This is a genomic window from Nostoc edaphicum CCNP1411 (genome assembly GCF_014023275.1).
GTDB lineage: Bacteria > Cyanobacteriota > Cyanobacteriia > Cyanobacteriales > Nostocaceae > Nostoc > Nostoc edaphicum_A.
Genome location: NZ_CP054698.1, coordinates 4,898,873 through 4,922,463 on the forward strand (window position 1 = coordinate 4,898,873; position 23,591 = coordinate 4,922,463).

Consider the following 23,591-nt stretch of genomic DNA (forward strand, 5'->3'; position numbering starts at 1 on the left):
CGTTACCCGTCCCTTGCGCGTCGCTCTCAAAAGAAGGGCGAAAGTGCCGTCAAACTGGTGTAGTAGTTTTTCCAGATTAAGGCAGAATCAATCTATGTTGCAATTCCTGTTTCGTTTTGTAACAACAGATCCTCATCGAAACAGTACTGAGTATCTAGCACTTATGACTCACTGGGGATTCGGTGAACTCATAGCAGCGAGAGTCTTTAAATCAAGCACTTCTAGGTTAGGTTGACTTATTTGCGGATATGTGGCACCAGTTTTGTTTTTGTCTGCTCGACGGTTTACCCAAACTGTTGATAGTCCCAGAGATTTGGCTGTAACGATATCGTGATATACGCTAGCAGCAATGTGTAATATCTGCTCTAGCGGCAAATTAATTCTTTGAATAGCCAGTCTGAAGTTGTTTAAGGAGGGTTTATAGCTTTTTGCCTGTTCTGCTGTGATTATCTGGTCAAATTCCACCTGTAAGTGCTTCGCCGAGAAAGCAAAGAGATCGTCATCTATATTTGAGATAATTACCAACTTAAACTTTTGGCTTAAAGCTCTAAGTGCCTCAACTGTATCGGGGAAAGGCAGCCAATACTGAATCGAATCAGCCAGTGAATTTAGTTCGTCAGTAGTTGGCTCAAAGCCAAATCGCTCACCAAATTTCTGGACTACTCTGTTTAAAACTTCTCGATATTTGAGATATTCTCCTGTTTCCAGTTCTGCTTCAAATTCCGCAAAAATTTTGAGAATTTCTTTGTCATCCAGATTAGTGTCATGTACCAGCAGAAGTGGCTTTAGCACCCCTAAAATACCATTTTCCCAATCAATCAAGGTTCCGTAACAATCGAAAGTTAAAGTCTTGTACTGATTTAATTCAATCACCTTTTTATACTCCAGGGGTTGATCAATGGTGTTCAGTTTTCACAAACTAAAACATGGGTTAACCCATTTGTATTGGCACAGCCCGCCGCAGGCATCGCCACATTTGCTACTCTTAAAGTCTCTAAACATTTCTTCGGTATCAAAGCAGAGTTGAAGTAGGTAGATAATAAAGTACCAAACTATGTGAAGATAAGCAGATAGATTGGAACAATAAAATTAAGGTATCTCAATCAAAGGTAAAGTAGGCTAAAACCCTGTAGTTTATTGCTTTCAGCATAGCTGCTTGCTACGTTATTTATAACGACGAATATTTACACCGGCCTACTTTCAGTGTGGGATAATGTTATCCCACAGAGGAAATTATTCCTAAGTATAGTTTGTATGGATGTTAAATTTCAGGATACACAAGCGAATACCACTGAAAAATTAAACTCAACTAAACAGCTATTTGATAGCAAGCCAACCGTGAATTTTTCGGTAGCAGAGGCAGTAGTAAAAATCCTGGGAGATATGGGAGTGCAGTATGCCTTTGGTGTTTCGGGAGGCGCGATCGCCCCAGTGTGGGCAGCGTTACACCAAAGTTCCATCCAGGTGTTGCACTTTCGGCATGAAGCCGGAGCAGCTTTTGCGGCTATTGAGGCGCACTTTGCTAGCGATCGCCCGGTTGTGGTATTCACTACCACAGGGCCAGGGATCACTAATGCTTTAACAGGGCTGTTGGCTGCCCGTTGGGAGGGAGCTAAGGTAATTTTCGTATCAGCTTCGACCTCTTCACCACAGCGTGGCCGCTGGGCTTGTCAAGAAACTAGCAACTACACCATGCCTAGTGCAGGTATTTTTACTTCGGGAACAATATTCCATTATGCGACAACCCTCGAATCCAGCGATGAACTTCCAGAGGTTGCTCGAAGAATTGCTCTTGGTCTAGGACAACCAGGAGGATTTGTAGCTCATCTCAGTATTCCAGCAAACATCCAAACAAGTTCAGTAAATCCATCTTTGCCACGAGTCACTTTGTCTCAGTCTGCGGCAACAGCAAGTGAGGAGACAATAGCCAAATGTGTCCACTTACTCTCTGAGGAGTCGTTTGCAATCTGGATAGGCTTTGGGGCACGGGGTGCTGCAAAAGAGATTCGCCAGCTTGCTGAGAGAACAGGGGCTGGCGTAATGTGTTCGCCACGAGCTAAGGGTATTTTTCCTGAAGATCATCCTCAGTTTGTAGGCGTTACCGGCTTTGGTGGGCATGAGTCTGTTTTCAGGTACATGAGGGAGCAACGTCCAAGGCACATCCTGGTATTAGGAACACGTCTTGGCGAACTAACATCATTTTGGAACCCTGAGATGATCCCTAGGCGTAGTTTTTTGCATGTTGATATAGACCCAAAAGTTCCAGGAAGCGCATATCCATCTGTTGAGACGTTTGCGATCCACTCTGATGTGGGAGTTTTTTGTAAGGCATTACTGAAATATTTTCCAGATCGTTCTGGTATGTCAAAAGTTCGGTCACTGCCGAAATCTAAGCGAAATTCAATCCATCCGCGTGCTAATGGTAAAGTACGACCAGATGTGCTTATGAATATGATTCAACAGGTGATTGTTGAACAGAGCAATGCAGTTGTCATGACCGAGGTGGGTAACTCTCTGGTTTGGGCAATTCACCTGTTGCGATTTGCCGAATCGTCTCGTTTCCGGGTCAGCACTGGCTTCGGGTCTATGGGACATTTTGTGACTGGTGTCCTGGGTACTGCTTTAGCATCGAATGGGAAGGCAGTTGCTATTGTCGGGGACGGTGCTATGCTCATGAGCAGTGAGGTAAACACTGCGGTAGCCTACCAAATTCCTGTCGTCTGGATTGTACTCAACGATGGGCGCTACAATATGTGCGAACAGGGGATGGCGTATTTGGGTTTCAAGGACGTGGATGCAACGATTCCCCAAGCGAATTTTGTCAAGATTGCTCAGGGTATGGGAGCCGAAGGTATACGCGTTGAAACAGAGTACGAGATCCAGGCAGCGTTAGAAAAAGCGATCGCAGCCACTGGGCCATTTGTGGTTGATGTAATCATAGATCACACCCAAATAGCACCCGCTCAAAGTCGCAATCAAAGCCTAATTTCACAGGGCGCTACCAACTATTAAGATAAAAGAAAGTTTTTTATATGGTGCATTCTCCAGTAGGTATTCGCTCAGTTGCACTAAGTTTTCCAACTATTAGACGTACCAATAACTATTACTTAGAAAAGTACCCTGAGCTAATAGCTCAGGCTGAACAAAAAGGATTGGCAAGGATGTTTTCGCTAACTGGAACCCCTCCAGCTAACGAATTTGATATGGAGATGTTGCCTTATCTCTCAGATCCCTTTCGTGGTACTATTGAGCGCTGGCTGCTGAGTCATGAGGAGTCTTCATTAACCTTAGAATATCGCGCAGCAACAGATGCCTTGAATGCAGCCAAACTTTCTGTTAATGATATTGATTTGATGATTGTGGCCTCAGTTTGGCCTGAACAGATTGGATTTGGCAATGCCGCCTTTCTTGCCCGTAAACTTGGTCTTGTAGGTGCTGCATGGAATCTTGATGGAACATGTGGAAGTACGCCAGTTGCACTTCAAACTGCCTGTGCTTTGGTGCGATCTGGAGATTATCGCAATGTACTCGTAGTGATTTCGTGTTCGTACTCTCGCGTTTTTGACGAGCAAGATACTGTGTCTTGGTTTCTTGGTGATGGTGCTGGAGCCTTTGTAGTCAGTTCACTTGAAGGAAATCAGGGTATCCTTGGTACCAAGACAGTCCATACAGGTGCGCTGTGTGAGGTCGTATCTGCTGAACTGACAAAGGATGAGCAAGGAAATTCACGATTCCGTATGCAGACTGGTAAGGGTGCGAAGGCTCTACGCGAAACGGCTGCGGAGTTTCTTTCTATATGTTGTGAGGGTGCGATCGCATCTGCTGGTGTAACCTTAGAGCAAATCGACTTTTTTCTTTTCAATACCCCTACTGCTTGGATGACACGCTTCTGCACTCGCCTACTCGGTATTGATCCAGAACGTACAATCAATCTCTACCCTCTATATGCAAATATAGGCCCAGTACTGACTGTAGCAAATTTGTACCATGCTGCACATTTGGGTAAGATTCACGAAAATGACTTAGTTCTCATTTATGGTTCTGGTGCAGCAGGTGTTGCTTCTGCAAGTGTAATGCGCTGGGGTAATGTGGCGTTAGCCCCTCACCCTCTTGAAAGTTTTAAATTAGCCAAAAAAGCTCTCTAGAAAGGAGCGAGATTTTTCCCAAAATATCTTTACAAGTTTTAAATTAGATTAAGGAATTAACTGTGCAAAGACAAATTATAACAACAGGATTTTTGCTTTTATCTTTGATATCTCCACTCAAAGTATTAGCAAAAGATTATGAAAATATTTATGTCTTTGGAGACAGTTTATCTGATATTGGTAATGTGTTTAATGCCACTAATGGAATTATTCCCCCAAGTCCAACCTACTCTAATGGGCGTTTTTCTAATGGCCCAATTTGGGTTGATTATCTTGCCTCTGATCTAGGATTAACATTAAATCTGAATAATAACTTTGCTTTTGGTGGCGCAACTACAGGAACTGAGAATATCGGTTTGGCTACTTTACCAGGATTGCAGCAACAGATAAATAACTTTGTAGCAGCAGAAACTGCTGATCCTAATGCTCTATATATTATTTGGGCTGGTACTAATGACTACCTAAGTTACTTTTTCGATGGTGAGCCAAATCCTAGCAATACAGTGGCAAATTTATCAACAGCGTTGACATCACTTGTTGCTGATGGTGCTAGAGATATCATGGTGGTAAACTTACCGGATTTGGGAAAATCGCCTTTTGCAAATTTCACTAGTCAACGTTCGAACTTATTCAACACATTCAGCAGTGAACATAACTCTAGCTTAAATACAGAACTCCAAGTTTTGAACCAACAATTAAGTCCCGATGTCAACATTATAGAACTGAATGTTAATTCCCTATTTGATAGGATCATTGCTGCTCCAGAGGAATTCGGTTTTACAAACGTTACTAACTCTTGTATTAGCAAAGACTTATCAGTAGTGTTTATAGATGTTCCCACACAACAAGTTTCCTGTAACCCTGAAGAATTTTTGTTTTGGGACGAAGTGCATCCTACAACTACTGCTCATAAGCTAATTGGAGAATTAGCATTCTCAGCACTTAAGCCAGTACCAGTACCCGAACCATCTCTTGGATTAGGAATGCTAGCATACAGCATTTTAGGTGCAGTTTCGCTATTGAAAAGCAGAATAACTAATTGAATTAGCACTTGTTTGCAAGCTGGTTTGGCTCTGTATTCTAACTCTAATATTTAAGTCTCCTTTAATACTCAACTGCTCCTAAAGTTTTTAAAGTATCCTTCTGAGACTCAGTTAACCCGCTTATGCTAGCTATATTCATTCCCTCGTAAGGATTTTTACTTTTCAAAGTTTTCAAACATTCACCTGTTTGTACATCCCAAATCTTAATTGTTTCATCTTCACTACAACTGACCACAGTCTGATCATCGGAACTAAAGGTAACTGACCAAACCCATCTAGTATGTCCTAATAAAGTTCTTAAACACCTACCTGTGTTAACGTCCCAAAGCTTAACTGTTTGATCGCCACTGCCACTCACCAGTATGCGACCATCCGAACTAAAAGCAACTGAATACACAGTATTTGTATGGTCTTGCAAAGTTCTAAGACACTGACCAGTGCTGACATCCCAGAGTTTAATTGTTTGGTCGCCACTCCCACTTGCTAGGGTGCAACCATCCGTATGGAAGTTAACTGAGTATATCCAGTCAGTATGACCTTGTAAAGTCTTAAGGCATCTACCAGTGCGAACATCCCAGAGTTTCACTGTTCGGTCATGACTACCACTAGCTAATACATGACTGTCAGGACTGAAGGTAACTGACCATGTTCTACCACTATGTTCTCGTAAAGTATTGAGGCATTGACCAGTGGTAACATCCCATATTCTTATTGTTTGGTCATCGCTACCACTGGCCAAAAAATAGCTGTCGCTACTAAAAGTAATTGATGTAACTCGATTAATATGCCCTTTCAGTATTTTAAGACATTTACTAGTACTTAGATTCCATAACCTTACAGTTTGGTCTTCGCTGCCACTAGCAAGCAAGTGAGAATCAGGGACAAAGACAACTGATGTGACTCTCCTACCATGTCCCCGTAAAGTTCTGAGACATTTACCAGTCGTAACATCCCAAAGTGTAACTGTTTGGTCATTACTACCACTGGCAAGAATATTATTATCGGTTGGGCTGACAGCAACTGACCATATCCCATTGTTGTAACCCTGGAAAGTCTTAATGCATCGACCAGTGCTGATATTCCATAATTTTACCGTTTGATCATCACTGCTACTAGCACAAATATTTTGATTTATACATATTGCTAATGACCATACCCTACTTTTGTGTCCTTGTAGAGTTTTAAGGCATTGACCACTTACGAAATCCCATATCCTAACTGTTTGGTCATCACCGCAACTAACAAGAGCGCTACCATCTACACTGAAGGTAACTGAATGTACCAAGTCTGTATGTCCCTGCAAAGTTTTAATACATTTACCGTTACTCACGTCCCAAACTTTAACTGTTTGGTCATGGCTGGCGCTAGCTAGTGTATTCCCGTCAGGGCTGAAGGTGACTGAGTATACCCGTTGAGTGTGACCCTCTAAGGTGTGAATACATGAACTGCTGTTAATATCCCACAGCCTTACCTTATAGTCATCATTTCCACTTGCTAACACATCACCTTTTGGATTAAAGGCAACAGACCATACACTACAACCATTTTCCTGTAAAGTTTTCAGACATTTTCCCGTGCTGATATTCCACAGCTTTACTGTTTGGTCATCACTACCACTAGCAAGAACCTGACCGCCGGGACTAAAAATGACTGAACGAACCCCACCATTATGACCCTCCAAAGTTTTTAAACACTGACCAGTACTGGTATCCCACAGTTTTATTGTTTGGTCATTACTGCCACTGGCAATAACCTGACCGTCGGGACTAAATGTGACTGACCAAACCCAACCAGTATGACCTTTACAAGTCAGAAGTTGCTGACTATTCGCAACTTCGTATAAGCGAATTTCTCCATTGGTATCACCAGTAGCTAAAAGTTTACCATTAGGACTAAAGGCTACCGAAAAAATACCACCAAAGGTTTCAACAAAAACAGACTTAGCTAGATGGGCGTGAGCAAAATTTGCATTATGCAACTTTACATTCTGCAAGTCGGCTTGCCAAATAGTTAGATAAGAAAAATCATAACCTCCCAGATCAGTTTCTAAATGACAAAGCAGGTTCAAGATATTTCCTGCCGTATAACTTTGTTCTAGAGGGGATATCTCTCGTAGGGTTGCTAAAATTTGAGCTAAGTGATTTTCTAAGGTTTTTTTACTTCTAAAGGCAGTAAGAAGCCCATCTATAACTGGTTTGATGATGAGGCGAATTTGAGTATCTTTAACATATTCTTTTGCCGTCGCTTTTATTAAAGCTTTACTTCTGAATAAATCAATATTCTGAGTGAGAATCTCTTCACAGACATATTCTATCAAGCTACTAGTTACATACTCCATAACTACAGGCTGGAGGGTAAAAAGTGATCCAGTTTTCTCAATGAGTGTAGGCGTAGCTTTCTCGATTAGCGATCGCCTCCCCAACGATTCTATCGCCTCCAGTAATCTTGCTTGTGGTACTGGTGATATAATATCATCTCGCAATTCTGAGAGTGTCATCGACTCCCGATTAATCGCTAGCCAGTACATAATATCCTTTTCTAAATCTGACAAGCGCTCAAACTGCTGCTCTAAAATATCGCGAATGTCTCCAAAAACAGATGTATCTTGTTGCAAAAAGGCAGTCACATTACCATCAAAGATATCTTGAACGGTCGTAGCAACTATCTTCAAGGCTAAAGGATTGCCTGCATAGCGTTCAATCATTACTTTCCATTCATCCTGTGCTGCTGATAATCCTTTGAGTTTCAATATTTCTTGCCCTTCCAGCATCTTCAAACCACTCAGTAGTAATGAGCGAACTGGTAGTGCTTGTCCTTCTAGTAATGCCACTTCTTTAGGTTTTTCACGACTAGTAAGCACTAAGCAGCTTTGGTGAGTTGCTTCTCCTATCCGTCTTAAAAGCTCACTATATTCCTCATATCCTTCTCGATAAAGTCCGGCGCGGCTACCACTACGGAGAATTGATTCTGCATTATCAAGGATCACTAAACAGCGATAATTTTGTAAATAATAGAGTAGTCGCGATACCCGATCGCTAAAGCTTTCTGGTAAGTTGCCTTCTGTTTCCTGTTCGTCAGATAAAAATTGGATTAGATTACCTAGAATAATTTTAACAGGTGGAGCTTCTCGTAGCGATCGCCAGATCACATACTCAAAGTTGTCCTGAATTTTTTGAGCAAGCTTTACAGACAGTGTCGTTTTCCCAATACCTCCTATTCCCAATAGTGCAACTAATTGGCAGTGCTCATTGAGAATCCATTCCTCTAGGGTAGTAATTTCTTCTGTACGTCCATAAAAAGCTGAGTTAAAGATAGCTTCTCCCCAATCTAGACGAGTATTAGAGCTTGAATAGTCACTTTTATCTATTTTTAAGTGAAAAGCTAAAAAAAGCTTTTCAATAGTCTGTTTGTCAACTCCACCTTCTCGATTTAATACTTTCGAGATAGTAGCGGAATATAACCCAGAGCGTGCACTCATGTCTTCAAGAGTGTATCTGTTTCCAAAATTTTCCTTTGCTTCTGACTGATGCTTTGCTTCCTTAATTTTTTGTAAACCCTTGGTAGTAAGTGCAACGCCACGCTTGCGTCTCCAATTCTGTAAAGTCATGTATTAACTCACTGTTCGTGTAATCACCTTTGACTAAAAGGAATTATCTACTAGGTTGCTATAGATATGAGGTGATAGTCATAACAAACGAATAATCTCATATTGCAAAGGATTTAAAGCAGGTATATTACCAAAATATTCACAGATGAAAACCACCTTTGGCAATCTACTCATCTCAATAATTCCACATCGCTTATTCAATAAACAATCTGGTCTGTGAGAGCATTGTTAACATCATCTTTTTAGCCCCAACCTTCTTGCACTTGCGTAATGGCTCTGCTATTACGCAAAACTTGGTATATTTTATACTTTACTATTTCAGTAATGCATTTGGGGTGTAAGGCTTAAGTTCAATCTTAAAATCTCGATTTTCACTGGTAAAGACAGTTATTAATTGGCAATCTTGATAAAGAAAGTTTGTATATATCTAGCCTATCAATCAATGAATAAAACTGCTGCACTTAAATTTCCCCGTTTGGCAACCTCCAGTAAAAAAAGAGCGCTTAAGCGAATTACTTTAAACTTGACATCAGATGAAGCTCAGAACCTTGAAAAGTATTGTGAACAGACAGGCAGACCAGCAATAGATGTGATTCGGGAACTCATTCAAGCCTTGCCTTGAACTAACTTTTCCTCCCAAAAGTGAAAAGCATCAGTCCGGAAGAATCATAGCTAAAGGTAGAAAGTATTGCAGATTTAGACAAATGTTTTCAACTTTACTTTGACGAGAGTAATTTCAGAGTGTTAATCATAGATTAGACTCTATATATTAGATCGTCACGATTAGATATTTGCTATTTCTATACTGTTGTTTGTTGCGAAAATACTAAAAAACAAGGGTTAGAAATTAATCTTCGACCAAAGTGGCGACAGAAGAAGGATAGTCGCCAAACCAAAGAAATAGTCTCTTACTCCTCATTATTGTGCAACTCAATAAGAGGTAATTATATCATCTTTTTCCGGCGTGCTGCACTCGTTTACTACGGGCGTAGCACGCCTTCACTAAATTCTGGCATAAGACTCCTATTTGATTTTTAAATAAAACTCAGTACACATCTATTCCCTTCTTTCTGTACCCTGTACTCTATTCCCTGTTCCCTTCCTACGTAAGTAAGTTCAGGAATCAAATCGGATTTCTATATCTCTCTCAATTATCACCAGTTAATTTAACACCTCCAATTCAATCAAATTCTAATACTTGCATAGGAATCCAACTTGAATGGTGAAAATAGACTGAGCCTAAAATCTTTATCCAGTAAGGCTTTTATCTAAAAAAGTTTTCATTAATCAAACCAATGTTTTAGATATTGAGAATGAACAAAGGTGAAATAGTTCACAAATATACTTTTATTTCGTCGGTGGTAAGGCTAAAATGAGTTCTCAAGCTAAAGGTTAAAGGGTAAGAGATAAAGGTAAAATCAAACTCTTTCTCTTTAACCTTTCCCCATTAACAGAAAAGTATTGGAATACGTTGTAAGTAAATATTGCATCTGTGCTTTACTAAGTTCCTAACTTGTTAATAAATGATCAACAGAAAGTCTACATTCTTGCTATTTTAACGAAAAGTCCCAATGGTATCTAGTTAATTCTAGATACTCCAAATTGTACTGCCTATTAATTTAATTGAATCCCGCTTTATTCACTTCAATCACTCAGTCTACTGCCCAATTACATCCTTGTAATTAAAATCATAATTGAAGCTTAATTACAATCATTTTATAATTAACAATGTTGAAGAAAGTCTTAACCTAAATTTGTACTAACTTTAACTCAACCTTTGCTTACGCTGTATGTCTTAGTAAGAAGATTGTGTAGTAACTATGGTAAAATACTGTATTCCAATCGGGTTTTAGCTGTATTACTACCATTAACCCAGAGCTAGTAGTCAAATTGGAGGTTCTTAGGAGTTGCTGTTTACTGCATTAAGGATTGGAGATTCATGAAACTGCAACCAACCCAATTACATATACTCTGAGCCAAATTAACTGAAGCGTAGACACATGAAGCGCACAGATGCTGCTGGCATAGCGAAAAACTAAGTGTCTACGCTGACAGCATGACATTTGCATGTTTTCTGTGGAGTTTTCTTAACTATTCTTGAGGAGTACAAATGCTTGAGGCTATCGCTGTTGCTTGGTTATTACTGTTTGTTGGCGATTTTCTATCTACATTCTTTTACCACGTACCCGAGCACGTTTTTGGTAGCCTTCATTTAAAAACGCACCACTCCTGGAAGAAGGATTTCCGTCACTATGCTATTTTGACTTTTAATCGCCAGGTTCTTTTAGATGGTATCTTGGGAGCTTTGCCTTATGTACTCATAGCAGTAGTCTTATGGTCTTTCTCTCCCATTGGCGTGATTTCTGGATTACTACTTGGTCAGTTTCATGTATGGTGGAGACACATAAGTGTACTGGGTTGGCAAACTCCAAAGCCTGTAAATATTTTATGCCAAATTCTATTTATTACTACTCCTGAGAGACACTGGTTACATCATCACAAAACTAATTTAGGTTTCGGTGATATTTTCACCTTCTTTGAACAACCTGCACAAATGTGGTTACGCTGGCTTCGACTGCTTAGACTTCGTTTTCGCTACTCTCGGATCTAACTGAAGCTACCACGTACCAAAATATTTTTTAAAATTACCAAAAGAAGCTGCGATCGCAGCTTCTTTTTGTACAATCAAGGGGATTATTCCAGTATCATAAATGCGCTCACCTACATACTCAAAAAAGCTGATTCCCAATTTCCAAGTAGTAACAATAAGAGAGATTAATTGATTATAATTTAAACCTATATTATTTCCTAATCATATAAGGTAGATCATGTGCCCTAATCGCTTGCAGGTGGGATTCTTGTACTTCACTCAAGCGAGAAACGCTACATAAGTTTCTTTAAATATAAAAGCTTTACTTATAGTTTTTCTATAACTCATTACAAGGTAAGCGAGTTACACAGACAGAAGCCTGTTTCTGCTACGGAATTTAAAGGTATTTGCGACTGCTCAACTTCGCTGTTATATCACCAATATTTTTGGGAAGACTAGTCTTAATTAGTGAAATATTATATCCCTAGATTTTATGACAATTCCTCTCTTTTCTAGAGATACTGGGCGTAGCTTGCTTATCCGAAGGGGTACGGATAGCTACAGTGATGAAGGCAGGAGGCAGGATAGCGTAGCAATAGCGAGTCCGCAAGCGGCAGCAGGATGCAGAAGGTTGAAATACAGTGTAGGTAACTATTGGAGACGCTACGCGAACAAACTCACACTGATTGCCAGAAATTTGCAACCTGCTCTAGATGAGGTGTTTCATGTCCGCAGTTAGCCTCAGAAAGCTGCTCAACAAAAAAGAGTTGCCATCTCTTATTCATAACTTAGTTTACCAGTTCAACATTGCCATTGATGTTGAACTGGTGGACGGCACGAAACTGATTAGCATTGGGGAGCAAACTGCAAAAAACCGATATCCCATTGAGGTGTCAGGAGAAATCATTGGTTGGGTTGTTGGGGAAGAACAAGCAACTCTACTTGCGACTTTGCTCTCGTTTCTGGCAAAGCAGGAAGCTGAGAAGAAAGTACTTGCTAAAGAATTGCTGGAGCGATATCAGGAAATTGATTTGTTTGACGATATCTCGACTCAACTCACAACAAGTTTAGATACGCGACAGATTGGCCAACTCGTGCTTCAGGAATTGAGTCAATTAATTGAATCATCTGCGGGGATGATTTTGCTCCTCAGTCCAGATGCAACTACCTTTGAAGTCATTGCCGAATTTGGTGTGTTCTTTGACCACGGTCAGCCGGAACCGGGTAAGGGAATTATTGGCAACATTGTGCAATCCAACCGGGCAGAACTCGTCAATGATGTGCAAGCTGATCCGCGATTAGAGGGGCAAAAAAACGTTAGTGCAATGATTTGTGTACCGTTACGAGCTAAGGAGCGGGTACTGGGAGCGATCGCCATTGGAACGCCTAAAACTGACTCATACAAAGCCGAACACCTGAAACTTGTGAGTATCTTTGCCTCTCAAACAGCGATCGCTATTGACAAAGCTGTGCTTTACGAGCAAAGCACTCAAGCAGCCGTCCAGGCAAAAGCCCAGACACAGAAACTTCAGCAAGCTCTCCATGAGTTGCAATTGGCCCAAACTCAGTTAATCCAAAGCGAAAAAATGTCCAGTCTCGGTCAACTCATTGCCGGAGTTGCCCACGAAATCAACAACCCAGTTAACTTTATTTGCGGCAATTTAAAGTATGTTGCCGAATACGCCCAAGACTTGTTGCACCTGTTGGAAAAGTATCAGAAATTCATACCTGTTGCTCCTCCAGAACTGGAATTAGAGTTAGACAACATAGACCTAGAATTTATTATGCAGGATCTCCCCAAACTGCTAGATTCAATGAAACTGGGCACAAGTCGCATTGTTGAAATTGTCCAATCCCTGAAAAACTTCTCCCGCCATGACGAAGCCGACATGAAAGCCGTCAACATCCATGATGGCATCGATGGAACCTTAATGATTCTTCACCATCGCCTGAAAGCAGATGTTCATCGTCCGGCAATTGAAATCATTAAAGACTATGCCAAACTTCCCCTAATTGAATGTTATCCCGGACAGTTGAATCAGGTATTTATGAACATCCTGGTAAATGCCATTGATGCGCTCGAAGAGTCATTAGTCATTAGTCATTGGTCATTGGCATCAAACGAATCACAAATGACAAATGACAAAGGACAAATGACAATCCCAAGCATTACCATTCGCACCCAAGCCCTGGACAAAGAGTGGGTTGTAATTCGCATTGCTGACAACGGCCCTGGCATGAAGGAGGAAGTAATTCGCCGCATTTACGATCCCTTTTTCACCACGAAAGATATTGGTAAGGGAACCGGGTTAGGCATGGCAATCAGCTACCAAATTGTTGTAGACAAACATAGGGGAATACTCAAGTGTCGTTCTCAACCAGATGAAGGCACAGAATTCTGGATTCAGATTCCAGTCAATTGTGCATTGGCAGATGCTTCTGAAGAACCAAATAGCACTTTGGCGTCGCTAGCTTTCACAATCGAATCATCCTCCACTTCCGATATCGACGGCTTCATTCCATCAACAATTCCAATGCTCAAACCGACGGATTTGCTGATCCGCCACACTCAATTGATCCAGCGGCTTTCACAGCACAGTCCAGATGTGGAAGGTGCATCACCCGATCAAATTTACCAGATGTTTCAACACCACCCAATTTCGTTAAAGCTTTACGCCACTTTGTTGTCTTGGTTCTGTTGTTCTAACTCTACCCAAATACGCCACTAAAGAAACCTCAACCATGTTTAAGCAACTTGATGAATACAACAGTCAGCTATTTGAACAATGTCCTGTTGGGCTAGTATTATGCCGAACAGATGGGACGCTAATTAACATCAACCTTGCCTATGCTGCCATTTTGGGACGTACTGTTTCAGAAACCCTAAATCTCAACTATCACCAGATTACTCCTGAAAACTATGCGATCGCAGACCAAGTTACGCTAAAGAACCTAGAACAAACTGGTCGCTACGGCCCTTATGAGAAAGAGTTAATCCACAAAGACGGGTATCTGGTTCCGGTGAGAATTTCTGGACAGATGATTAAGAAAGATGGAGAGCAACTTATCTGGTCTAGTGTGGAGGATATTAGCGACCTTCGACGCGTTCAGCAGGAACGCCAACATACTGAACAAATCCTGAAACAAAGTGAAGCTCGATATCGTTCTCTGGTGAGAGCTACTACACAAATTGTTTGGGTAAGCACACCAGATGGAATTTGCTTTGAACTAGCAAGCTGGATAGCTTATACAGGTCAAAGTCTAGCAGAAGCGGAGAATGGGGGCTGGATTGATGCCGTTCATCCCGAAGATCGCGATCGCACAGCCCAAGTCTGGGGTGCAGCCGTGACCAACCGCAGTCTCTACCAAATTGAATACCGAATTCGTGGCAAGGATGGTAATTATCGCTACTTCTGGGTCTGTGGCGCTCCTGTCCTAGAAGCAGATGGCAGCATCCGCGAGTGGATTGGCACCTGCACAGATATTCACGATCGCAAGCTAGCAGAAAAAACTTTACAACAGAGCGAAGAACGGTTTCGTTCTTTGGTGACTGCCAGCTCACAAATTGTCTGGTTGACTACCCCTGAAGGACGGGCGGTGAGTTGTGGAATGTCTACCTGGTTGGCTTACACAGGTCAGAGTGCAGATGAAATTGAGGGTTTGGGCTGGCTCGATCCGATTCACCCTGATTACCGCGCTCGAACCGCCCAAGCCTGGAGTAATGCTGTGGCGAATCAGAGTCTCTTTCAAACTGAATATCAGTTACGTGGCAAAGACGGCAGCTACCGCCACTTTTTTGTCTGTGGTACCCCCATTTTAGAAGAAGATGGCAGTGTCCGAGAATGGATTGGCACCTGCACTGATATTCATGAGCGCAAACTGGCAGAAGCTGAAAATCAGCGTCTTAAAGAACGCTATCGCTCTTTAGTAACTGCTACTTCACAGATCATCTGGGGAGCTACCCCGGAAGGACTGGCAATAAGCAGGGAAATGCTCACCTGGATGGACTATACGGGGCAGAGCGAAGCTGAAGTTGAGGGTTGGGGCTGGATTGATCAAATTCACCCCGATGACCGTGCCAGTTCCACAGAAGCTTGGAATGGTGCTGTGGCAAACCGAGGTATCTACCAAACTGAATATCGGCTGCGTAACAAGGATGGCACATACCGCTACTTCTCTGTCTGTGGTGCCCCCGTCCTGGAAGAAGATGGCAGTATTCGGGAATGGATTGGTACCTGTACTGATATTCACGATCGCAAGCTGGCAGAAGCGGAAAATCAACGTTTGTTGGATATGTTGAATCATTCCAGCGATGCCATCATCGTCCGCAACATGAGCGACAAAATTTCTCATTGGAATCAGGGTGCTGAAAGGCTCTACGGTTGGACGCGTGAAGAAGTGAAAGACAAATGCATTCAGACTTTTATCAAAAAAACCTTTCCAAAACCAAAACAAGAAATTATCGCAGAGTTATTAGAGCAAGGTAATTGGGAAGGAGAAGTGGAACATCTCACCCATGAAGGCAAACTGATTACCGTCCAGAGCCGATGGACGTTGCAACGGGATATCGACCGTCAGCCCTGTGCAGTGCTGGAAATCAATACCGACATCACTGCCCGCAAACAAGCAGAAATCGCCCTGCGGCAACTGAATCAAGAATTGGAAGCCAGAGTTATAGAACGGACATCTGCTCTGCAAAATACCTTAGCTGAAGCGCAGGGATTAAATGCCATTTTAGATAACTTAGCAGATGGTTTGTTAGTGGCAGACACCGCAGGACAAATTACCCACTTCAATCCTGCCTTTTTAGCTATGTATGAATTGACAGCTACCGCCCTCAATGGTCACTACCGAGAATTGTCACTATCTGGTTTAGCGGAGTTGATTGCACAAACGCAGTCTCATCCCGCAGAAGTTTTCTCTGCTGAAGTTGCACTGACGAAGGAACGCATTGGTCAGGCAGTAGCGACTGCCATTTTCAAAAAGACGGCAGATCAAGAACCCGCAGCCTGCTTCGGTTCGGCGCTGCTGATTCGGGATGTAACGGCAGAAAAGGAAATTGACAAGATGAAGACCGACTTCATCTCAACGGTTTCCCATGAGTTGCGGACGCCACTAACTTCTGTTCTTGGTTTTGCGTCCATCATTAAAGAAAAGCTAGAAACCGATGTGTTCCCAATTCTTCCTACCGAAGACCGGAAACTTCAGAAAACCATCAAGCGGGTGGGTGACAATCTCAACATTATTGTCTCTGAGGCAGAACGGCTGACATCTTTGATTAATGATGTTCTAGACATCGCCAAGATGGAAGCAGGGAAGGTGGAATGGCAGATGCAGCCCATTGATCCTAGTGAATTACTTGATTGGGCAACCAATTCTACAGCCTCGTTGTTTGAAACCAATGGTTTGCAGTTGGTCAGCGAGATTGAACCTGGATTGCCTCAGATAGTAGGCGATCGCAACCGTCTATTGCAAGTTTTAATCAACCTGATTTCCAATGCCGTTAAGTTTACCGAATCTGGTTGCGTCACCTGTCGCGTCAAACAAAGAAACGACGGTGTTTGCATTAGCGTCATCGATACAGGCATTGGGATTGCACCTGAAGACCAACCGAAAGTATTCGAGAAATTCCGCCAAGTTGGTGACACCCTCACGGACAAACCCAAGGGTACAGGTTTAGGACTGCCCATCTGTAAGCAAATTGTTGATCATCACGGCGGTAAAATCTGGGTTGAGAGTGAACCAGGGAACGGCAGCATATTCTCCTTCATCATTCCCACCTACGCCAGCGATCAAAAAACCACTGCTAATCTGAATCTGGATACCCTAGTCAAACAACTCAAAGAACACGTCATCACCAAAAACACTGTGCTGAACCAAAACCGTAAAACCATTTTGGTTGTAGATGATGACGCTAACATTCGGGAACTGCTCCGTCAACAATTAGAAAATGAAGGCTACAACGTTCGGGAAGGGAAAGACGGCATGGATGCAATTCATCAAATAAAAACAGCCCGTCCCGATTTGATTCTTTTGGATGTGATGATGCCGCAAATCAACGGCTTTGATGTGGCAGCCGTCCTCAAAAATGATCCTCAGACCGCAGACATTCCGATCATTATTCTGTCAATTATTGAAAACAAAGAACGGGGCTACCACATTGGCATCGATCGCTATCTTACCAAGCCCATTGACACAGAGAAACTCCTCAGCGAAATTGGCTCACTACTTTACCAGGGCACTTCTAGTAAAAAGGTATTGGTTGTAGATAAAAATGCATCAGCCTTAAAAACTCTATCAGATGTACTGCAAACTCAGGGATACAGCGTCATTGAAGCCTCCGATCCACAAGAATGCATCCATAAAGCCCTGTTAGCCAAACCTGACATGATCATTATCGATTCTATCTTCTCTCAAGAAGCAGATTTGGTGAAAACTCTACGCTTTGAGAAAGAGTTGGAAAATGTGTTTTTTATTATGTTGTCCGAACAGTAATTACCGGGGCTGGGGATTGGGGATTAGGGACTGGGGACTAGGGAAGAGTTTTTCTAAAATCCAATACCCAATACCCAATACCCAATCCCCAATACCCAATCCCCAATACCCAATCCCCAATCCCTATGACCCAGAAAATTTTGATTGTTGACGATGAACCCAATATCTTGATTTTGATGGAACAAGCTTTAGAAGCATTAGAAGACGAGGGTGTTGAACTTCTAACTGCTAGAAATGGAGAAGAAGCTCTCGAAACTATTAAAACTGAAAAACCAAACCTAGTTTTTCTTGATGTGATGATGCCTAAAATGAATGGTCTGCAAGTCTGCCATATTGTCAAACACGACCTGGCAATGACTGATGTTTACATTGTGATATTGACAGCTAAGGGACAAGAATTTGATAAACAAAAAGGTATTGAGGTGGGTGCAGACTTATATCTAACTAAACCATTTCGCCCTAAAGAAGTACTTGAAAAATCAATGCAGGTGTTGGGTTTTTGAGGAAAGTCTTAAATGCTTTTCACCTGCTTTCGCAGTACTTAGAATAATCGGCACAAATTTGGTTACACTTCGTTAATGGATCAACGGTTAACAGTACTCATGTCAGGGTAGCGCTCACCTGCTGCTACACCTTTTGGTGCAACTGCTTCCAGTCGGTTCAACTCTTGTTCTGTCAGGGTAATTTCGGTAGCTGCAACATTCTCCTCTAAGTAGGTACGGCGTTTTGTACCAGGAATTGGGACAATATCTTCCCCTTGAGCGAATAGCCATGCTAGTGCAAGCTGACTCGCAGTTACTCCTTTTTCGGTGGCAATTGCCTTTACTTGCTCGACTAATTGCAGGTTCTTAGAGAAATTCTCACCTTGAAAGCGAGGAGCATTTCTGCGATAGTCATCAGGTGCTAGATCATCAGGGCTAGCGATCGCACCTGATAAAAACCCTCTTCCTAATGGACTATAAGGAACAAACCCAATTCCTAATTCTCGCACAGTAGGTAAAATTTCATCCTCTGGCTCTCGACTCCAAAGAGAGTATTCGGTTTGCAGTGCCGTAATGGGGTGAACTGCCACAGCCCGTCGAATCGTAGCAGGAGCAGCTTCTGAAAGCCCTAAATAACGAACTTTTCCCAGCTTAACTAACTCTGCCATTGCTCCTACAGTATCTTCAATAGGTACGGTTTGATCTACCCGATGTTGATAATAGAGGTCAATCACTTCCACTCCCAGACGTTTTAGCGAGGCATCACAAGCTTGATGGACATATTCGGGTTTGCCACTAATCCCTTTCCAACCACCATCTTCAGTGCGGACATTGCCAAATTTGGTTGCTAATACTACTTGATCACGGCGATCTTTAATTGCTTTGCCTACTAGTTGCTCATTAGTAAACGGCCCATACATATCAGCAGTATCAAGAAAATTAACTCCAAGTTCCAATGCTCGATGAATTATAGCGATCGCCTCAATTTCATCACGGCCACTATAGAATTCAGACATTCCCATGCAACCAAGTCCGATAGCTGAAACTTCTAACCCTTGTTTACCTAGCTTTCTGGTTTTCATAAAATAATCTCCTAGTCAGTAATTGCTCAGAGGAAATCAAGTCTTTCAGAATTATCCCTTTTCCTCTTATCAAGTCATCTACACTTAGAAGTATTTACTGATAGAAACGGTTAAAAAATATATTACTCAAAGCTCCGAATTCAAAATACCGCTCTCTACATTCGCGCAGTGTGTCGAAGACAGACGCTCTTGCTAGCTTGTTTAAGAGCAAGGGTACACGGACTGGCTTTAAGGATTGGTGAAGGCTCTCGTAGAGAAGCCATGCCGCAGGCTTGACGCTGCGCTAACAAAATTCAAAATTAATCACCCCATAAATAAATTTAGTTGCTCTGTATCCTTTTCGTTTTCACTCAGAATAAATTCTGACCGAAAAAGCGGATAACAGAGGGAGAGCAAGTCCACGTAACCCTGCTTATTCAGAAGCTAATTCTGGGAAAGCTTAATTTGTGAGAGCGAGAGGCTTTTGCCAGAAGGAACTAGAATTAGGAAACACCTAGCTGGGTTCTTCTGACTTTTGAAATTAGGAGTGCATGTGTGCCAAAATCCCCTAAATATTTGCTGATTGGATCAACCGAGACTTACAGCGGTAAATCTGCAACTGTTCTGGGTTTGTCTCATCAGCTACAGCAAAAAGGACTGGATATTACCTACGGTAAACCCCTCGGTACATGTTTTAATTCATCCAGTGGAACTGTAGTTGAGGAAGATGTCCAGTTCATCGCTCTTAGCCTCAATTTGCCGGAAAACCGCATTGCACCGACAATGCTGGCTTTGGATGAACCAAACGTGCAAAAGCGCTTGCGGGGGGAAGACAAAACCGATTATCAGCAGTCCCTAATACAGCAATATTTACATAAGTCCCAAGGAGATTTGGTGTTACTGGAGGGGCCTGGTGATTTATCCGAGGGCAATTTGTTTGACTTATCTTTGCTGCAAATGGCTGAAGTATTGGATGCTGGTGTGCTGTTAGTAGCCCGCTATAAATCGTTGCTTTCGGTTGAGGCGTTATTGGCTGCTAAAGGGCGTATGGGCGATCGCTTGCTGGGAGTTGTGATCAATGATATTCCTGTCACCCAACTAGAAACAGTTGACACTCTCTTGCGTCCTTTTTTGGAACAGCAAGGGATTCCAGTTCTAGCAATGCTGCCAAATAACGCTTTGCTCCGCAGCGTCAGTGTTGGCGAACTAGTCAAACAGTTAAAGGCTGATGTTCTCTGTCGCAACGATCGCCTAGATTTGTTGGTGGAAAGTCTGGCAATTGGAGCGATGAATGTCAACTCCGCTGTGAAATATTTCCGCAAACGCCGGAATATGGCAGTGGTAACAGGAGGCGATCGCGTGGAAATTCAGCAAGCGGCTTTGGAAACTTCTACCCAATGCTTAATTCTCACCGGGCAACTACCCCCGCCGCCGTTCATTCTCAATCGCGCTGAAGAACTAGAAATCCCCATTTTATCTGTTGACTTAGACACCCTCACCACTGTAGAAATTGTTGACCGCACTTTCGGACAAGTCCGCCTCCACGAGCCGATTAAGGTTCAATGCGTTCGCCAGTTGATGTCTGAGCATTTTGACATTGATCGCCTGTTATCTAAACTGGGTTTGACTCCCGCCGCGGCATTGTCTTAGATTCCTCAGCCTTGAGAATTAAGAGCATCTATGATCAGTTATCAGTTAGGAAGCTGTATTACTGGTGAGGGTGCAGATGGTTCGCCGTCACCTCCTAGGCGACGGCCTGCTGTTTCCTTCCGCCCCATAGCTCAATACGGTTCAGTTAAGCCTTTTTTTCTCCCCCTGCTTCCCCTGCCTCCCCTGCTCCCCCTGCCTGCCTTAACAGATAAATATCGAAAATTAGTAGCAATGTTTAGCTCAAGTTTTTCTCGCATCTACACGCTGTTTGGTAAAATATCTGGGTCGTTTAATTCGGATTATGTCCATCTTTGAGCCAATCAACAGACCTTATTAACCTCGATACATTAGCCCAAGAACTAGCGACAATCCAGCAAACTGGTTCTAAAAGAATCGCCTTGCTTGGTTCTCGTCACGTCCCGATTACGCATCAGAATCTTATTGAAATGATGACTTATGCCCTAGTTTTATCGGGTAATCGCATCATTACTTCTGGTGCTACAGGTACAAATTCCGCTGCCATCAAGGGAGCAACGCGGGCTGATCCGAATTTGCTAACGGTGATTCTCCCCCAAAGTCTGGAACGCCAGCCTTTAGAATCGCGCCAGCAACTAGAACAGGTAATGCATCTGGTGGAAAATCCCAGTAATGATAATCTGTCCCTTGCTGAAGCTAGTTACCTGTGCAACAAGGAAATTGTCTCTCGTTGCCAGCAACTAATCTGTTTTGCGTTTCATGACAGCCGCACCCTGTTGCAAACCTGTCAAGATGCAGAAGAACAAAGAAAAGTAGTGACCCTGTTCTACTTTGATTAGTCATTTGTCATTTGTCCTTTGTCATTTGGTATTTGACTAATGACTGATGACTGATGACTATGACTAATAACCAATAACTAATAAGTAATGATAATTTTTTTGTACTCGATCGCGGCTGCTGCCATTCTAATTTATGTGCCATTTTTGGTGGTAGCTTATGCCCGTGTGCGTATTGGGTATGAAATGTTTTCTACTCCTGGCGCTATGTTCGATAAATTGCCACCTTATGCCCAACGAGCTACTTGGGCACATCAGAACGCTTTTGAAGCGTTTATGATATTTGCCGTAGTGGCATTCATGGCGTATGTAACTGGTGTAAATTCTTTTACAGCACAAGTAGCTGCGATCGCCTTTGTAGTGGCCCGTTTGCTATACTCAATTTTTTATATTTTGAATATACCCCTTTTGCGTTAGCGTAGCTCCTCTGAAAGAGGCTCGCTGATGTTTGGCATTGGCATACTTAGCTCTAGCGCTCTCATCTTCTTGAGCATCATCCAAGCTACTAATTAAGTCGGGCATTGGGCATGGGGCATTGGGCATGGGAATTATTATTAATGTTTTATGCCCAATTCCAAAATCCAAAATCTAAAATCCAAAATATTTTATGGCTTCTACTTTTTCATTTGACATTGTGAGCGACTTTGACCGACAAGAGTTGGTTAACGCTGTCGATCAAGTTGTAAGAGATATCAAAGGTCGTTATGACCTCAAAGACACTCAAACTACTGTCGAGTTAGTCGAAGAAAGTATTAACGTTAGTACTGACAGCGAGTTTACTTTAGATTCTGTACATACCATTTTGCGGGAAAAAGCCGCCAAGCGTAACCTTTCCCAGAAAATCTTTGATTTTGGCAAAGTTGAATCAGCCAGTGGTAATCGTGTGCGTCAAGAAATCAAACTCCAAAAAGGCATTAGTCAGGAAATTGCCAAACAAATTTCCAAATTGATTCGCGACGAATTCAAAAAGGTACAAGCCTCAATTCAAGGTGATGCTGTGCGGGTTTCTGCCAAATCTAAAGATGACTTACAAGTAGTCATGCAGCGGCTAAAACAAGAAGACTACCCGGTGGCTTTGCAATTTACAAATTATCGCTAAAAGATTCGTAATTCGTAGTTACAAATTACGAATTACGAATTATTTTAAGCCCGTCCGCCAATACTTTTTTGAAATGCCGGACGCTCAGATAACTGCTTCATATAGCTCAATACCGCTGGGTAAGAACTGAGGTCTAGCTTCAGCATAACGGGAATGTAATTCAGGATAGACCCCACTGCCACATCAGCAACAGTGAATTCATTACCCAGCAAAAAAGGTTGCTTACTGAAAATTTCATTTAACGGAGTCAACAAGCGGGGCATTTCCCGCTCTCGATTTGCTTCCACAAAAATCCCTGGCCCAAGGGTAGCATTGGCAAACAACACCCATTGGGAAAATACAGCACGTTCTTGGAGTGAAAGTGTAGTTTTACTGTAATTATCAGCAAGATACAGCAAAATTGCACCAGATTCCCAAAGCTGAAAATCCCCATCAACAATTGCTGGAACTTTACCAACTGGGTTAATTGCCATATATTCAGGTTTGAGATGTTCACCCGCCTGCATGTCAAGCTTGACAAATTCGTAAGGAACTTCTAGTTCCTCTAAATACCAGTGAACAATTGAGGCTCGACTACGAGCGCCGCCGTAAAGTTTTAGCATAATTA

At 42.4% G+C, this 23,591-nt stretch carries 17 protein-coding genes and 1 pseudogene; 13 read left to right on the forward strand and 5 right to left on the reverse strand.

The window, feature by feature from the left end:
- Positions 1-168: 168 nt before the first annotated feature.
- On the reverse strand, positions 169-873 hold the full coding sequence (locus tag HUN01_RS23370) for a haloacid dehalogenase type II (protein WP_181928191.1): 705 nt from the start codon (positions 871-873) through the stop codon (positions 169-171).
- 381 nt (positions 874-1,254) lie between these two features.
- Here HUN01_RS23370 and HUN01_RS23375 point away from each other — a divergent pair, with 381 nt between their 5' ends.
- From HUN01_RS23375 to HUN01_RS23385, 3 genes are all read left to right on the forward strand, one after another.
- A complete protein-coding gene (locus tag HUN01_RS23375; protein WP_181928192.1) occupies positions 1,255-3,012 on the forward strand; it encodes a ScyA-related TPP-binding enzyme in 1,758 nt (585 codons plus the stop codon).
- Between the two features lie 20 nt (positions 3,013-3,032).
- On the forward strand, positions 3,033-4,145 hold the full coding sequence (locus HUN01_RS23380) for a 3-oxoacyl-ACP synthase III family protein (RefSeq protein ID WP_181928193.1): 1,113 nt from the start codon (positions 3,033-3,035) through the stop codon (positions 4,143-4,145).
- A gap of 62 nt (positions 4,146-4,207) precedes the next feature.
- Positions 4,208-5,188, forward strand: coding sequence for an SGNH/GDSL hydrolase family protein (locus HUN01_RS23385; RefSeq protein ID WP_181928194.1), 981 nt, complete (start codon positions 4,208-4,210; stop codon positions 5,186-5,188).
- Between the two features lie 61 nt (positions 5,189-5,249).
- Here HUN01_RS23385 and HUN01_RS23390 read toward each other — a convergent pair whose 3' ends face one another.
- Positions 5,250-8,795 carry a WD40 domain-containing protein gene (locus HUN01_RS23390; protein ID WP_181928195.1) on the reverse strand — a complete coding sequence of 1,182 codons (3,546 nt, stop codon included), beginning with the start codon at positions 8,793-8,795 and terminating at the stop codon, positions 5,250-5,252.
- Positions 8,796-9,237: 442 nt separating this feature from the next.
- Here HUN01_RS23390 and HUN01_RS23395 point away from each other — a divergent pair, with 442 nt between their 5' ends.
- Both HUN01_RS23395 and HUN01_RS23400 read left to right on the forward strand, forming a co-directional pair.
- Entirely contained in the window at positions 9,238-9,417 is a 180-nt protein-coding gene (locus HUN01_RS23395) for a ribbon-helix-helix domain-containing protein (RefSeq protein WP_069073736.1), read from the forward strand.
- 1,488 nt (positions 9,418-10,905) lie between these two features.
- Positions 10,906-11,406 (forward strand): sterol desaturase family protein, encoded by a 501-nt coding sequence (locus HUN01_RS23400; protein WP_181928196.1) that lies wholly within the window; start codon positions 10,906-10,908, stop codon positions 11,404-11,406.
- A gap of 6 nt (positions 11,407-11,412) precedes the next feature.
- On the opposite strand, the gene HUN01_RS36235 is transcribed toward HUN01_RS23400, so the two are convergent.
- A complete protein-coding gene (locus HUN01_RS36235) occupies positions 11,413-11,544 on the reverse strand; it encodes a hypothetical protein (RefSeq protein ID WP_257798001.1) in 132 nt (43 codons plus the stop codon).
- Between the two features lie 334 nt (positions 11,545-11,878).
- Between HUN01_RS36235 and HUN01_RS23405 the strand changes: the two genes are divergently transcribed.
- The 4 genes from HUN01_RS23405 to HUN01_RS23425 all read left to right on the forward strand — a co-directional run bounded on the left by HUN01_RS23405 (position 11,879) and on the right by HUN01_RS23425 (position 18,383).
- Positions 11,879-12,124, forward strand: coding sequence for a hypothetical protein (locus HUN01_RS23405; protein ID WP_181928197.1), 246 nt, complete (start codon positions 11,879-11,881; stop codon positions 12,122-12,124).
- Positions 12,111-14,114, forward strand: a complete 2,004-nt coding sequence (locus HUN01_RS23410) for a GAF domain-containing sensor histidine kinase (protein WP_181928198.1) — start codon at positions 12,111-12,113, stop codon at positions 14,112-14,114. The genes HUN01_RS23405 and HUN01_RS23410 overlap by 14 nt, the downstream gene beginning before the upstream one ends.
- A 13-nt stretch (positions 14,115-14,127) precedes the next feature.
- The gene (locus tag HUN01_RS23420; protein ID WP_238845557.1) at positions 14,128-17,880 is read left to right on the forward strand and encodes a PAS domain S-box protein; all 3,753 of its coding nucleotides are present in this window, start codon (positions 14,128-14,130) and stop codon (positions 17,878-17,880) included.
- 125 nt (positions 17,881-18,005) lie between these two features.
- Positions 18,006-18,383, forward strand: a complete 378-nt coding sequence (locus HUN01_RS23425) for a response regulator transcription factor (protein ID WP_181928199.1) — start codon at positions 18,006-18,008, stop codon at positions 18,381-18,383.
- A gap of 80 nt (positions 18,384-18,463) precedes the next feature.
- Here HUN01_RS23425 and HUN01_RS23430 read toward each other — a convergent pair whose 3' ends face one another.
- Positions 18,464-19,444 (reverse strand): aldo/keto reductase, encoded by a 981-nt coding sequence (locus HUN01_RS23430; protein WP_181928200.1) that lies wholly within the window; start codon positions 19,442-19,444, stop codon positions 18,464-18,466.
- 534 nt (positions 19,445-19,978) lie between these two features.
- Between HUN01_RS23430 and HUN01_RS23435 the strand changes: the two genes are divergently transcribed.
- From HUN01_RS23435 to HUN01_RS23450, 4 genes and pseudogenes are all read left to right on the forward strand, one after another.
- Positions 19,979-21,073, forward strand: coding sequence for a phosphotransacetylase family protein (locus HUN01_RS23435; RefSeq protein ID WP_181928201.1), 1,095 nt, complete (start codon positions 19,979-19,981; stop codon positions 21,071-21,073).
- Positions 21,074-21,384: 311 nt separating this feature from the next.
- Positions 21,385-21,888: a DNA recombination-mediator protein A gene (locus HUN01_RS23440; RefSeq protein ID WP_181928202.1), complete on the forward strand. Its 504-nt coding sequence runs from the start codon at positions 21,385-21,387 to the stop codon at positions 21,886-21,888.
- Between the two features lie 87 nt (positions 21,889-21,975).
- Positions 21,976-22,398: pseudogene (locus HUN01_RS23445) on the forward strand (MAPEG family protein).
- A gap of 94 nt (positions 22,399-22,492) precedes the next feature.
- The gene (locus HUN01_RS23450; protein ID WP_069072865.1) at positions 22,493-22,984 is read left to right on the forward strand and encodes a YajQ family cyclic di-GMP-binding protein; all 492 of its coding nucleotides are present in this window, start codon (positions 22,493-22,495) and stop codon (positions 22,982-22,984) included.
- A gap of 44 nt (positions 22,985-23,028) precedes the next feature.
- Here HUN01_RS23450 and HUN01_RS23455 read toward each other — a convergent pair whose 3' ends face one another.
- Positions 23,029-23,586 (reverse strand): glutathione S-transferase family protein, encoded by a 558-nt coding sequence (locus HUN01_RS23455; RefSeq protein ID WP_181928203.1) that lies wholly within the window; start codon positions 23,584-23,586, stop codon positions 23,029-23,031.
- Positions 23,587-23,591 lie beyond the last annotated feature (5 nt).